This window comes from Blautia sp. CGZ-1-C1, assembly GCF_056504575.1.
In genome coordinates this window covers 1-13,786 of the sequence record NZ_JBWLUT010000070.1, presented here as the reverse complement: position 1 = coordinate 13,786, position 13,786 = coordinate 1, and the positions used below count along the sequence as shown (strand labels likewise).

Below are 13,786 nucleotides of genomic sequence, written 5' to 3'. Positions count from 1 at the left end.
GGTATCATGTGCACAATCCACGCTTACACAGGCGATCAGATGACACTTGATGGACCACAGAGAAAAGGTGACTTAAGAAGATCTCGTGCAGCTGCAGTTAACATCGTTCCTAACAGCACAGGTGCTGCTAAAGCTATCGGTCTTGTTATCCCAGAACTGAACGGCAAATTAATCGGATCTGCTCAGCGTGTTCCTACCCCAACAGGTTCTACAACAATCTTAACAGCAGTTGTTGAAGGTAACGTAACAAAAGAACAGATCAACGCAGCTATGAAAGCAGCTTCTAACGAATCCTTCGGATACAATGAAGATGAAATCGTATCCAGCGATATCGTTGGTATGAGATTTGGTTCTCTGTTCGATGCTACTCAGACAATGGTTCTTCCACTTGAGAATGGCACAACAGAAGTACAGGTAGTTTCCTGGTATGACAACGAGAACTCCTACACAAGCCAGATGGTTCGTACAATCAAACATTTTGGTAAACTGCTGAACGCTTAATTTTCAGTAAGTGTAGAAGAATAGACTCCAAGGAAGGGTCCGGTCTGATTTGGACCGGATCCTTTTCGCGTTGTCTGAGCATCCGAAAAACTGCCATAGCAGATTTTACAGGACGCTCGAGGAATCTATGTTACTGTGGACAATGCAGTAACACATAAAGAATATTATTAAGGAGGCACCACAAATGCTGAATAAAAAATCTGTTGATGATATCAACGTAAAAGGTAAAAAAGTTCTTGTAAGATGTGACTTCAATGTTCCGCTTCAGGATGGTAAGATTACAGATGAGAACCGTCTGGTTGCAGCTCTTCCTACAATCAAGAAACTGATCGCTGACGGTGGAAAGATCATTCTTTGCTCTCACCTTGGAAAACCGAAGGGAGAACCGAAACCAGAATTATCTCTTGCACCGGTTGCTAAACGTCTTTCCGAATTATTAGGACAGGAAGTTAAATTTGCAGCAGACCCGGAAGTAGTAGGACCAAACGCAAAAGCAGCAGTAGCTGAGATGAAAGACGGAGACGTTATCTTACTTGAGAATACACGTTACCGTGCAGAAGAAACAAAAAATGGAGACGAATTCAGCAAAGAACTCGCTTCTCTTTGCGATGTATTTGTTAATGATGCATTTGGTACAGCTCACAGAGCACACTGCTCTAATGTTGGTGTTACCAAATATGTTGATACAGCAGTTGTTGGTTACTTAATGCAGAAGGAAATCGATTTCCTTGGAAATGCAGTAAACAATCCTGATAGACCATTTGTTGCTATCCTTGGCGGAGCTAAGGTTTCCAGCAAGATTTCTGTAATCAATAACCTTCTTGATAAAGTAGATACACTTATCATCGGTGGTGGTATGTCTTATACATTCTCCAAAGCTATGGGAGGACATATCGGTGTGTCTCTCTGTGAGGATGATTATCTTCAGTATGCATTAGACATGATGAAGAAAGCTGAAGAAAAAGGCGTAAAACTTCTTCTTCCTGTAGATAACAGAATCGGTGACAGCTTCTCCAATGACTGCAATATTCAGGTTGTAAAACGTGGAGAGATCCCGGACGGATGGGAAGGAATGGATATCGGACCGGAAACAGAGAAGCTTTTTGCTGAGGCTGTAAAAGATGCTAAGACAGTTGTATGGAACGGACCGATGGGCTGCTTCGAAATGCCTAACTTTGCTCATGGTACAGAAGCTGTTGCCAAAGCACTTGCTGATACAGATGCTACAACTATCATCGGTGGTGGTGATTCTGCAGCAGCTGTTAACATCCTTGGCTATGGCGATAAGATGACACACATCTCCACAGGTGGCGGTGCATCTCTTGAATTCCTGGAAGGAAAAGAACTCCCGGGTGTTGCAGCAGCAAACGATAAATAAGTAATTCTATAAGAAGGAGATACAGAATCATGGCAAGAAAGAAAATTATCGCTGGTAACTGGAAAATGAACATGACACCAAGCGAAGCCGTTAAATTAGTAGAAACATTAAAACCATTAGTAGTAAATGACGAAGTAGATGTAGTATTCTGCGTACCTGCAATCGACATTGTCCCGGTTGTAGAGGCTGCTAAAGGAACAAACATCCAGGTTGGTGCTGAGAATATGTACTTTGAAGAAAAAGGTGCATACACAGGAGAGATTTCCCCTGCAATGCTCGTAGACGCTGGTGTTAAATATGTTGTTCTCGGACATTCCGAAAGAAGAGAATACTTCGGAGAAACAAACGAAGACGTTAACAAGAAAATCCTTAAAGCTTTCGAACATGGAATCACACCAATCATGTGCTGTGGCGAAACTCTTACTCAGAGAGAGCAGGGCGTGACAATGGATTTCATCCGTCAGCAGGTTAAAGTTGGTTTCCAGGGCGTTACAGCAGATCAGGCTAAGACAGCAGTTATCGCTTATGAGCCAATCTGGGCTATTGGAACAGGTAAAACAGCTACTACTGAGCAGGCTCAGGAAGTATGCGCTGGTATCCGTGCATGCATCGCTGAAATCTATGATGAAGCAACAGCAGAAGCAATCCGTATTCAGTACGGCGGATCTGTAAATCCTGCAACAGCTCCTGACTTATTCGTTCAGAATGATATCGATGGCGGCCTTGTTGGTGGAGCTTCCCTGAAAGCTGATTTCGGTAAGATCGTAAACTACAAATAAGAATAAAAATTTAAAACTGATTTATAAATAGATAATCTTTGTGTCCAAACAGAAGACACCCTGTCCGCTTCAGTTGTCAGGGTGTCTGTTTTTATCTATTATTTAAACAAAAATAAAGAGTAGTTTTTGTGAAACTACTCTTTTCATCTTATAGTGTATTATTTTTTATCTGGTGTGAAAACATCTTTTGTACTTTGGAAAAATATCTTTTGTATTTTGGAGAATAAATCTTTTGTATCTCTTTAATCTGAATTTTAAATATTTATCTTTTGTATTTCTACTACCGATCCGTCGGTGCTTTCCAAATCTGTTTCTTTTGTACATACGAAGTATAGCATATTTTTCTACATTCGTCTACAGAATTCAACAGGAATCTGTTAAAAACATTTCGACAATAACTTCTATTATTCGACATTCTGTTGAATGAATAAAGTCAGTATAGCCGGTTATGCCTATATATTTAACTGTTATTTTACAAAAAACTGATAGTATAAGAACTATAAATATGATATTATAGTAATAATTTAGTTTATACTAAAAATGTTTTGAAAAAACATTCTAAACTGTTTGCGATAATGGAATTACTGTAGATTTATATATCTTAGGGAGGGTGTATGGGAATACTGGGTGTTAAGGTGAAAATCATCGGTGAACAGCTGGAAAGCAAATAATTGAAGCTATCTGATTGCATGAACCTGTTTTCACTGTTATAATGTAAAAATATGTAGAAAACAGACAGTAAACAATAAGTGAAAATAGAAAGCAGGTCAGAGTTTCATGGAAGAAAAAATAAAAAAATGTAGTGTATCAAAAAAATGTGGAAGTTGTCAGTATCAGGGGGTTCCCTATAAAGAACAGCTTGTAGCGAAACAGAAGAAAATGAGCAAACTCCTGAAGAAATTTGGAAATGTAAAACCAATTATCGGCATGGAGGATCCTTTTTATTATAGAAATAAAGTTCATGCAGTATTTGACAGAGATAGAAAAGGAAATATCATCTGCGGAACATATGAGGCGAAAACGCATAAAGTAGTCCCAGTGGAAGACTGCATGATCGAAGATAAGATCAGTCAGGAGATTATTCGCACAATCCGTGATATGCTGAAATCTTTTAAAATAAAAACTTATGATGAGGATACGGGATATGGACTTTTACGCCATGTCCTGGTAAGAAGAGGATTTGCAACAAATGAAATTATGGTAGTTCTCGTTGTAGGATCTCCGGTTTTCCCTTCGAAAAATAATTTTGTAAAAGCCCTGCGGAAAAAATATCCGCAGATTACTACAGTGGTATTGAACGTTAATGACAAGAAAACCAGTATGGTACTGGGTGAACGTGACATAGTCATTTATGGAAAAGGTTTTATCAGGGATATACTCTGTGGATGTTCTTTCCGCATCTCTCCGCAGTCCTTTTATCAGGTGAATCCTGTGCAGACAGAAATTCTGTACAAGACAGCAATCGAATATGCGGGTCTGGGACGAAAGGAAACCGTAATCGATGCATATTGTGGAATTGGTACGATCGGATTGGTAGCGGCGAAAAGAGCGAAAAATGTTATTGGAGTAGAATTAAATTCGGATGCAGTCCATGATGCCAGAATCAATGCCAGAGAAAATAAGATTACCAATGCGCATTTTTACCAGGGTGATGCAGGGGAATTTATGGAAAAAATGGCAGAGAATGGAGAGTGTGCAGACGTTGTATTTATGGATCCGCCACGTACGGGAAGTGATAAGAAGTTCATGTCTTCCGTAATTAAACTTGGACCGTCCAGAATCGTCTATATATCCTGTGGTCCGGAAACACTTGCCAGAGATTTGGAGTATCTTACAAAATATGGTTATGAAGTAAGAAAAATACAGCCTGTAGATATGTTCAGTTTTACAGATCACTGCGAAAATGTTTGTCTTTTGACAAAGAAATTCACAAAATAAATATTATAAATTCGATACATCATAAAGCATACTATAGGATACGAAGTAAAGGTGGGAGTGATTTATGGAAATAAAAAAAGCATCTATGCAAGACTTGGAACAGATTATGCATGTTTATAAAAACGCAAGGAAATTTATGTGCGAAAATGGAAATGAAGAACAATGGGGAGATGATTATCCTTCGACAGAATTGATAAGGGAAGATATAGATAAGATGTATCTTTGTATTTCAGAGGAACAGATTGCCTGTGTCTTCTACTATGCAGTAGAAGAGGATGAGGACTATAGAGAAATCAACGGGAAATGGTTAAATGAAAAGCCTTATGCAGTAGTTCACAGAGTGGCATCTACAGGAATCGTAAAAGGTGCGGCATCTTACTGCCTTGACTGGGTGTATACTCAGTTCCCTAATATTCGAATGGACACGTATAAAGACAATATCCCCATGCAAAAACTGCTGGAAAAATGTGGATTTCAATATTGTGGTTCATTTGAACGCCTGGGAACAGACAAATGGATGGCATATCATAAAGAATAAAAAGAAAACATAGGTAAATAAAAAAACAGGATCATTTTGGACAGGATGTTTCTCCTACTGATTTATAGTAAAAGCGGGAGATTTCCTCAAAATAATCCTGTTTTTTATTGAATCAGGTAAGTTACGCCATCCTTTTTTAAACAAATTAAGGAAATTCCCTGCTTTAATTGCGAAAAGCAATAAGCAGCAAGGGAGACTTACCTGTATATTTTTATTAGAGAAAAATTACATATTTTCAGTAATCTGACGTGCTACATAAACACCGCTTGCAGAAGCGTGAGACAAGGAATGAGTTACGCCACTTCCGTCACCGATAATATATAATCCTTTGTATCTGCTTTCCAGATTTTCATCAATCTCAACTTCCATGTTATAGAATTTAACTTCCACACCATAAAGAAGAGTATCATCATTTGCTGTTCCCGGAGCAATTTTGTCCAGAGCATAGATCATTTCGATGATTCCGTCAAGAATACGTTTTGGAAGAACGAGGCTTAAATCGCCAGGAGTAGCTGCAAGAGTAGGACGTACCATACCCTCTTCAATACGGGCAACAGTGCTTCTTCTTCCACGTACTCAAATCGCCGAAACGCTGTACGATTACACCACCACCAAGCATATTGGAAAGACGGGCGATACTTTCGCCGTATCCGTTACTGTCCTTAAATGGCTCGGAGAAGTGCTTAGCAACTAACAGCGCAAAGTTTGTGTTCTCTGTCTGTTTGGAGGGATCTTCATAGCTGTGTCCATTAGCTGTAACGATGCCGTTGGTGTTTTCGTTTACAACGATACCGTAAGGATTCATACAGAAAGTTCTTACATTATCTTCGAATTTCTCTGTTCTGTAAACAATTTTACTCTCGTAAAGTTCATCTGTCAGGTGGGAGAAAATAACAGCTGGAAGCTCCACGCGGACACCGAGATCCACGCGGTTAGATTTAGTAGGGATATCAAGATCTTTACAGACCTGTTCCATCCATTTACTTCCGCTTCTGCCGACAGATACGATACATTTACTGCAGTCAGTTGTGCTGTCTTTGGTAACGATACGATAACCGTTATCCAGAAGTTCCAAGCGCTCTACAGGAGTGTTGAAATAGAAATCTACATGTTCTTTTAATTTGGCATATAAATTTTCCAGAACTACATAGTTAATATCTGTTCCGAGATGACGAACGGAAGCATCCAGCAATTTTAATTTATTTTGCATGCAAAGCTTTTTAAATTTAGTTCCTGCGGTAGAATACATTTTTGTGTCCTGACCGCCGTAGGCAACATTGATCTCATCTACATAACGCATGAGCTCAAGAGCTTCTTTCTTTCCGATATGTTCATAGAGTGTTCCGCCAAAGTCATTGGTGATATTGTATTTACCATCAGAGAATGCACCGGCACCGCCGAAACCGCTCATGATAGCACAGGTCTTACATTTGATGCAGGTTTTTACCTTATTACCATCGATAGGGCAATGTCTTTTGTCCAATGGATTTCCTTCTTCAAAAACAGCAATCTTGAGATTTTTATTCTGTTTCATCAATTCATAGGCAGAAAAAATGCCGCCAGGTCCGGCGCCAATGATTACTACGTCATATTTCATATATATTACAATCCTTTCACGTGATTTTCCTGAGCTCAGGTATGTTGGTTTGCGCATTACTTTACTCGATAAAAGTATAACACAAATTGAGCGAAAAATCTTTTATTTTTTATGAATGATTTATAGATTAGATTTATAAATAAGGAAGAAAAATAAACATTCTATTGAGTCTTTTCTCTGCAATAAATTAATGAAGAACAAAATGTTCTTTGCGAATTCAGATACATAAACAGAAAATCTTATATTATAAATCTGAATTATTGTTCTTTGGATTCAGTCTCATCCGGAATATGTTCCACAATATCTCCAAAATCGCATTTGAGTATAGAACATAAAATATCAAGACTGCGAATCTCTACATTTTCATTATGGCGGAGTTTATCCAGAAAAGAAGTACTGATGCCATAACGCGTATACAGAGCGTATTGACTGATTCCGCGCTCTTTCATAGTTTTCCATAATTTCCTATAACTTATCATATTGTAATAACCGTCCAATTTGTTCTTGATTACTATCTATTATCGGGTTAAAATGAATGTTATAACAGTGTCGTTATAACGACACTATAAGAGGGAAAGTGATAATGATGAAGTTGATTAAAAAGATAACTACGGAAATTTGTATGGCTGTATTATCAGCGGCCATGTATTATTGTTTTCTGAACGGAGCTCCGCATCAGGGAACAGAGAGACTGTTTTATATGATCCTGGCAGGCATTTTCTGCGTTTCAGTCTGGGCGGCAGTGATGACAACAATTTGGTATATAAAATGGCTTCGCAAAAAGAAAACAGAACTCGAAAACATGGTGGAGATTTTGCTTAAAAACGCAGACAAACTTGACAAATAGCCGATTCTGCCCTAGTATAAAAATCAACGAATAAGAAAGGGGAATCCTGTGAAATGAGTGAAAAAGTCATCAAAGCCGCACTGTTAGGATTTGGAACAGTAGGAACAGGTGTATATAAGGTACTGAAGAATCAGGAAGAAGAAATGACAGCTAAAATTGGCTGTAAAGTTGAAATCAAGAAAATCCTTGTCAGAAATATAGAAAAAGCAGCAGCTAAACTTGAAGATACCTCTATGCTTACCAGTCAGTGGGACGAAATCGTAAATGATCCGGAGATTGAGATCATTATTGAGCTGATCGGGGGAATCAACCCTGCCAGGGAATACATTCTCTCTGCGTTAAAAGCAGGAAAGCATGTAGTATCAGCAAATAAAGACCTGATCGCGGTTCATGGACATGAGCTTCTGGAAGCGGCACATGAGAATAAAGTAGACTTTTTATTTGAGGCAGCAGTAGCTGGAGGAATTCCGATTATCAGACCATTGAAACAGTGTCTGGCAGGAAACCATATGACAGAAGTTATGGGTATTGTGAACGGAACTACCAACTTTATTCTTACAAAGATGACTCAGGAAGGCATGGAATTTAAGGATGCCCTGGCACTTGCCACAGAACTTGGATATGCGGAAGCTGACCCTACCGCAGATATTGAAGGCCTTGATGCCGGACGTAAGGTGGCAATTCTTGCTTCTGTAGCATTTAATTCACGTGTCGTATTCAATGATGTTTATACAGAAGGAATTGCCAAGATTACTTCTAAGGATATTAATTATGCAAAAGAAATGGGACGTGATATCAAGCTTCTCGGTGTTGCCAGAAATGAAGAGGATGGAATCGAAGCCTATGTATGCCCGATGCTGATTCCAAGTTCTCATCCGCTTGCAACTGTAAATGACTCATACAATGCTGTATTTGTTCATGGAGATGCAGTAGAAGATGCCATGTTCTTCGGAAGAGGAGCAGGAGAACTTCCTACAGCAAGTGCAGTAGTAGGTGATGTATTTGACATTGTAAGAAATATCCTGATCGGCTGCTGTGGCAGAATCGGATGCACCTGTTATAAAGAGATTCCGGTTAAGAAGATGGAAGATACACATAACCGATACTTTATCCGCCTTAAAGTAGAAGACCGCTGTGGTGTTCTGGCCGAAATGACGGCAATATTTGCAAAATATCAGGTAAGTGTGGCACAGATTATTCAGAAGGACACCAAGGTAGAAGGCTGTGCGGAAGTAGTTGTGATCACTGAGAAAGTAAGAGAAGGTGATTTCAGAACTGCAATCGAGGAACTGAGAAACAGAGATTCTGTAAGAAAGATTTCTACAATCATTCGTGTTTACGGAAAATAAGATATCGTTTATTGTTATAAACTGCGAAGTAGTTATTCAATACAGAGATGCGCAAAAAAGCAGATTATGAATATCCACTTAATAAGTTGGTAAAACGAAATTAAATAAAGAAGCCAAATACATAAAAAAAAGAATTGAAAAATCCTGAAATTTTGATACTATATAAAGAGGGCACAAAAGCGTGTTATCAGGCATGCAATGAACGATAAAGTGCATCTGTATATAAAAATTTCAGTTGCTGTATGCTAAAATGTACAGTTGTGTACAGTTACATACAGCAATCAATAATGAACACATATAAAAGGAGAACATTATGAGCAAAAAACCAACCGTATTAATGATTCTTGATGGATATGGCCTGAATGACAAAAAAGAAGGCAATGCTGTATATATGGCAAAGACTCCTGTTATGGACAAGCTGATGGCAGAATATCCTTTTGTAAAAGGTAATGCAAGCGGACTTGCAGTAGGTCTTCCAGATGGACAGATGGGTAACTCTGAAGTAGGTCATATGAACATGGGTGCAGGCCGCATCGTATATCAGGAACTTACAAGAATCACAAAAGAGATCCAGGATGGTGATTTCTTTAAGAACGAAGCACTTCTTGCAGCAATGAAGAATGCAAAAGAGAACAATTCCGCTGTACATTTTATGGGACTTCTTTCTGATGGCGGTGTACACAGCCACAATACACATCTCTATGGATTACTTGAGATGGCTAAGAAAGAGGGCGTTGAGAAAGTTTATGTACACTGCTTCCTTGACGGACGTGATACACCTCCTGCATCAGGTAAAGAGTTTGTAGAGACTCTGGAAGCTGAGATGAAGAAAATCGGTGTAGGTGAGATTGCAACCGTTTCCGGCCGTTACTATGCAATGGACCGCGATAACCGCTGGGATCGTGTAGAGCTTGCATACAATGCTCTTACATCCGGAGAAGGTGTAAAGGGAACTGACGCTGCAGCAGCAGTTCAGGCATCCTATGACAATGACAAAACAGATGAATTCGTTCTTCCTACAGTAATCGAGAAAGACGGACAGCCAACAGGTGTTGTATCTGATAAAGACTCTGTTGTATTCTTTAACTTCCGTCCTGACCGTGCTCGTGAGATCACAAGAGCATTCTGCGATGATGATTTCCAGGGATTTGAGAGAAAAGCAAGACCACATGTCACATTCGTATGCTTCACAGAGTATGATGATACCATCCAGAATAAACTGGTTGCATTCCACAAAGTTCAGCTTCATAACACATTTGGAGAATACCTTGCAGCACACGACATGACTCAGGCTCGTATCGCTGAGACAGAGAAGTATGCACATGTTACATTCTTCTTTAATGGTGGTGTGGAAGAGCCGAATAAAGGCGAGGATAGAATCCTTGTGAAATCCCCGAAGGTTGCAACTTATGACCTTCAGCCTGAGATGAGTGCGCCACAGGTTTGTGAGAAACTGGTAGATGCTATCAAATCTGACAAATATGATGTGATCGTAATCAACTTTGCTAACCCTGATATGGTTGGACATACAGGCGTACAGGAAGCAGCTGTGAAAGCAGTAGAAACAGTTGATGAATGTGTTGGTAAAGCAGTAGAAGCTCTGAAAGAAGTTGACGGACAGATGTTTATCTGTGCTGACCATGGAAATGCAGAGCAGCTTATCGATTATGAGACAGGTGCTCCATGGACTGCACATACCACAAATCCTGTTCCGTTCATTCTTGTAAACGCTGATCCGAAATACACACTGCGTGAGGATGGATGCCTTGCAGATATCGTTCCTACACTCATTCAGCTTATGGGAATGGAACAGCCGGCAGAAATGACAGGCAAATCTCTTCTTGTAGAGAAATAAAAAATTTCAGGGTGAAGAGGGCAGCCTGACTCTGATAAAAAAATAATTCGTGAATATAACGAAAAAGACCTCCGTTTTACCGGGGGTCTTTCTGTGATTATGTAGAAAATTACAGAATTGGAAAACACATCTTGAAATGGTAAAATTTTTCAACTATAATCGCTCTGATATCTGATAAACGATCAGGTAAAAGACAGGAAAAAACTAATTTTAAGAAAGGACTGGAGGGTTTATTGGAATGCAGACAGACATGACAGTTGGGAAACCAATGAAGATGATACTAGATTTTACGATACCTGTATTTATAGGCAATGTATTCCAGCAGTTTTACAACATGGCAGATGCCATAATCGTGGGGAAATTTGTAGGAACAAAAGGATTGGCAGCAGTAGGTTCTACGGGAACGATCATGTTCCTCATTATAGGATTTCTTACAGGACTGACAGCCGGGTTTACGGTTCTCACTTCACAGAAATTCGGTGCGGGAAAGATGGATGAAATGCGCCAGTCTGTGGGAAATGCGGCGTTGTTATCTATCATTATTTCAGTTATCATGACGGCAGTCAGTATGTTGGGAATGCACTCATTATTGACGTTAATGCATACGCCGGAGGATATTTTTAAGGATGCATATACTTATATCATGATTATCTGTGGCGGTATTTTTGCTCAGGTGTTATATAACATTCTGGCAAGTATTCTGAGAGCATTAGGTAACAGTAAAACACCATTGTATTTTCTGATACTTGCGGCACTTTTGAATGTGGCACTTGACTTAATATTTATTATTGCTTTCCATATGGGTGTGGCAGGCGCTGCATGGGCCACGATCACAGCGCAGGGAGTATCTGGACTGCTTTGCCTGGTTTATATTATAAAATGTATGCCGGAATTAAGATTAAAGAGAGATGACTGGAGATTCCGCTCTGGAATTGCCAAGAACGAAATTCTTGTCGGTATTCCTATGGGACTTCAGTATTCTATTACAGCGATCGGAACGATGATGGTTCAGTCTGCATTAAATATTCTTGGTTCTTATGCGGTAGCCGCATTTACGGCTGGAAATAAGATTGAAAATATCTTTACCCAGGCATATGTTGCAATCGGTACAACGATGGCTACATACAATGCACAGAATATCGGTGCACGTAAGCTTGACAGAGTAAGACAAGGATTTAACTGTGCGCATATTATTGGAATTATTTATGCGATCGTGACAGGTGTGATCATATTTTTCTTTGGAAAATATCTCTCATACTTGTTTATTTCAGATAACGCAGCAGAGGTTATTCCGATGGTCGATATTTATGTTAAATGTGTTGCAGTATTCTTTATTCCTTTACATTTTGTTAATGCACTGCGAAATGGTATCCAAGGTATGGGATACGGACTGCTCCCTATGTTGGCTGGTGTAGCTGAGCTTGCAGGTCGTGGAATCACTGCGATGATCGCGGCAGCACATAAGAGTTATTTTGGAGCATGTATGGCCAGTCCGATGGCATGGGTATTGGCAGGAGGATTGCTCATCATTATGTATTTCTATGTCATGAAAGACATGAAACGCAGACTTGATTTATAGAATAAAAAATGATACCGGTGACTGTGAAAACCTTGAACAGTTTCCGGTTATCTTTTTTTATAGGATTGTTTAGAAAAAAATTAAAAAAATTTAAGAAAAAAGTGAATAGTACATGCAAACTGGAAGAATTATGTTATAATGAGAAAGCTGATACAGGCAAGTTATAGATTACTGTTCAAAAGTTTTGTTTCGGATGCTGTATTTTCCGGAATAAAATGAACGGTAATACTTATATTGAGGAGAAAATAGATGGGAAACAAAGAGGAAAGAAGTAACAAAGCCTCGGATGGCAATGTAGAAACAACAGGCAGACATCGTAAATCTGCAAGGCCGGGAAAAATCACTTATGTACCGATTAATGATGAAGATCTTGCACCTTATGAACCGCCTGTCAGGAAGAAGCATAAAGCTTTAAAAATAACAGGAATTACTGCTGCAATGATCCTGGTAAGTGCAGGTGCTGCATATGCGGGCATGTCATACTATTATTCGGATAAGTTTTTTGAGGGAACCTCAATCAATGGAATTAACTGTTCCGGAAAAACTGCTTATGAGGCAGAACAGTTAATTGCAAAGACAGTGGAGAATTATTCCATAGAAGTTGATTCAAGAAATCTGGATCCGCAGACGATAAGCGGAGATCAGATTGGATATAGCTATGTTTCCGATGGAAGTGTATTGAAACTTCTAAAAGATCAGAAACCATACGAATGGATTCGTGGCTTATTTGAAAAAAAGAGCTACACAACAGCAGAGAATACGACATATGATAAAGAAAAAATGAAAGAACAGGTCAGGGAGCTTAACTGTGCGCAGGAAGAGAATCAGGTTGCACCTGAGAATGCATATGTCGCATATGGAGATTCTCAGTTTGAAATCGTTCCTGAGACAGAGGGAAGCGAATTAAACCTTCGGGAAGCCTATAATGCACTTTCAGAAGCTGTTTCCGGAAATGAGGCATCTGTTGATTTTGACAGCAATCCTGACGTGTACGTAAAGGCAGATGTGACGAGCGATGATCCAGATCTGCAGGCATCCCTTGATGCATGCAATAATTTCACGAAAGCAAATATTACCTACACTTTCGGGGATGAGACGGTGACCCTGGATGGAAATACAGTAAAGACTGGCTGAACTTTGACGAAAAAGGTCAGCTTATTATGGATGATGCATCTTTCCAGCAGCATATTGCAGATTACGTGGCTCAGCTTGCTGCGGCGCATGATACAGTGGGCACAGAGAGAGAGTTCCAGACAACAAGCGGACGAACAGTCAGCGTCTACGGCTCTGCATATGGATGGCAGATAGACCAGGCTTCCGAGGTGGCAGAACTGACACAGGAGATTCAGTCAGGAATACAGACTACCAGAGAACCGGTATATTCTATGACAGCGAATGCACATGGTTATAATGATATTGGAAATA

The 13,786-nt window shown here is 39.5% G+C and carries 11 protein-coding genes and 2 pseudogenes; 11 read left to right on the top strand and 2 right to left on the bottom strand.

The window, feature by feature from the left end:
• The 5 genes and pseudogenes from AC058W_RS05170 to AC058W_RS05150 form a co-directional block, all read left to right on the top strand.
• A pseudogene (locus AC058W_RS05170) lies at nucleotides 1-501 on the top strand (type I glyceraldehyde-3-phosphate dehydrogenase); the annotation flags it as partial.
• 184 nt (nucleotides 502-685) lie between these two features.
• The gene (locus AC058W_RS05165; RefSeq protein WP_118247695.1) at nucleotides 686-1,879 is read left to right on the top strand and encodes a phosphoglycerate kinase; all 1,194 of its coding nucleotides are present in this window, start codon (nucleotides 686-688) and stop codon (nucleotides 1,877-1,879) included.
• Between the two features lie 29 nt (nucleotides 1,880-1,908).
• Nucleotides 1,909-2,658, top strand: coding sequence for a triose-phosphate isomerase (gene tpiA, locus AC058W_RS05160; RefSeq protein WP_117676994.1), 750 nt, complete (start codon nucleotides 1,909-1,911; stop codon nucleotides 2,656-2,658).
• A 777-nt stretch (nucleotides 2,659-3,435) separates the two neighbouring features.
• Nucleotides 3,436-4,596 (top strand): 23S rRNA (uracil(1939)-C(5))-methyltransferase RlmD, encoded by a 1,161-nt coding sequence (rlmD, locus tag AC058W_RS05155; RefSeq protein ID WP_118137354.1) that lies wholly within the window; start codon nucleotides 3,436-3,438, stop codon nucleotides 4,594-4,596.
• A gap of 64 nt (nucleotides 4,597-4,660) precedes the next feature.
• Nucleotides 4,661-5,134 (top strand): GNAT family N-acetyltransferase, encoded by a 474-nt coding sequence (locus tag AC058W_RS05150; protein ID WP_117676992.1) that lies wholly within the window; start codon nucleotides 4,661-4,663, stop codon nucleotides 5,132-5,134.
• A 225-nt stretch (nucleotides 5,135-5,359) separates the two neighbouring features.
• Here AC058W_RS05150 and AC058W_RS05145 read toward each other — a convergent pair.
• Nucleotides 5,360-6,731, bottom strand: a pseudogene (locus tag AC058W_RS05145) (NAD(P)/FAD-dependent oxidoreductase).
• 257 nt (nucleotides 6,732-6,988) lie between these two features.
• On the bottom strand, nucleotides 6,989-7,180 hold the full coding sequence (locus AC058W_RS05140) for a helix-turn-helix domain-containing protein (RefSeq protein ID WP_334295130.1): 192 nt from the start codon (nucleotides 7,178-7,180) through the stop codon (nucleotides 6,989-6,991).
• A 134-nt stretch (nucleotides 7,181-7,314) separates the two neighbouring features.
• On the opposite strand from AC058W_RS05140, the gene AC058W_RS05135 reads away from it, so the two are divergent.
• The 6 genes from AC058W_RS05135 to AC058W_RS05110 form a co-directional block, all read left to right on the top strand.
• Nucleotides 7,315-7,578, top strand: coding sequence for a hypothetical protein (locus AC058W_RS05135; protein WP_117676989.1), 264 nt, complete (start codon nucleotides 7,315-7,317; stop codon nucleotides 7,576-7,578).
• Nucleotides 7,579-7,631: 53 nt separating this feature from the next.
• Nucleotides 7,632-8,927: a homoserine dehydrogenase gene (locus AC058W_RS05130; protein ID WP_118137348.1), complete on the top strand. Its 1,296-nt coding sequence runs from the start codon at nucleotides 7,632-7,634 to the stop codon at nucleotides 8,925-8,927.
• 313 nt (nucleotides 8,928-9,240) lie between these two features.
• A complete protein-coding gene (gene gpmI / locus AC058W_RS05125) occupies nucleotides 9,241-10,782 on the top strand; it encodes a 2,3-bisphosphoglycerate-independent phosphoglycerate mutase (protein ID WP_118247696.1) in 1,542 nt (513 codons plus the stop codon).
• A 238-nt stretch (nucleotides 10,783-11,020) separates the two neighbouring features.
• Nucleotides 11,021-12,361: an MATE family efflux transporter gene (locus tag AC058W_RS05120; protein ID WP_117845609.1), complete on the top strand. Its 1,341-nt coding sequence runs from the start codon at nucleotides 11,021-11,023 to the stop codon at nucleotides 12,359-12,361.
• A 249-nt stretch (nucleotides 12,362-12,610) separates the two neighbouring features.
• Nucleotides 12,611-13,495 (top strand): peptidoglycan binding domain-containing protein, encoded by an 885-nt coding sequence (locus AC058W_RS05115; RefSeq protein ID WP_479389792.1) that lies wholly within the window; start codon nucleotides 12,611-12,613, stop codon nucleotides 13,493-13,495.
• A 26-nt stretch (nucleotides 13,496-13,521) separates the two neighbouring features.
• On the top strand, nucleotides 13,522-13,786 hold a 265-nt coding region (locus tag AC058W_RS05110; RefSeq protein ID WP_479389791.1), incomplete at its 3' end, for a peptidoglycan binding domain-containing protein.

What these genes read in the sequence shown, in the direction of transcription:
- AC058W_RS05165 (WP_118247695.1), top strand. Translation starts at nt 686, where the DNA reads ATGCTGAATAAAAAATCTGTTGATGATATCAACGTAAAAGGTAAAAAA.
- tpiA (WP_117676994.1), top strand. Translation starts at nt 1,909, where the DNA reads ATGGCAAGAAAGAAAATTATCGCTGGTAACTGGAAAATGAACATGACA.
- rlmD (WP_118137354.1), top strand. Translation starts at nt 3,436, where the DNA reads ATGGAAGAAAAAATAAAAAAATGTAGTGTATCAAAAAAATGTGGAAGT.
- AC058W_RS05150 (WP_117676992.1), top strand. Translation starts at nt 4,661, where the DNA reads ATGGAAATAAAAAAAGCATCTATGCAAGACTTGGAACAGATTATGCAT.
- AC058W_RS05140 (WP_334295130.1), bottom strand. Translation starts at nt 7,180, where the DNA reads ATGAAAGAGCGCGGAATCAGTCAATACGCTCTGTATACGCGTTATGGC.
- AC058W_RS05135 (WP_117676989.1), top strand. Translation starts at nt 7,315, where the DNA reads ATGATGAAGTTGATTAAAAAGATAACTACGGAAATTTGTATGGCTGTA.
- AC058W_RS05130 (WP_118137348.1), top strand. Translation starts at nt 7,632, where the DNA reads ATGAGTGAAAAAGTCATCAAAGCCGCACTGTTAGGATTTGGAACAGTA.
- gpmI (WP_118247696.1), top strand. Translation starts at nt 9,241, where the DNA reads ATGAGCAAAAAACCAACCGTATTAATGATTCTTGATGGATATGGCCTG.
- AC058W_RS05120 (WP_117845609.1), top strand. Translation starts at nt 11,021, where the DNA reads ATGCAGACAGACATGACAGTTGGGAAACCAATGAAGATGATACTAGAT.
- AC058W_RS05115 (WP_479389792.1), top strand. Translation starts at nt 12,611, where the DNA reads ATGGGAAACAAAGAGGAAAGAAGTAACAAAGCCTCGGATGGCAATGTA.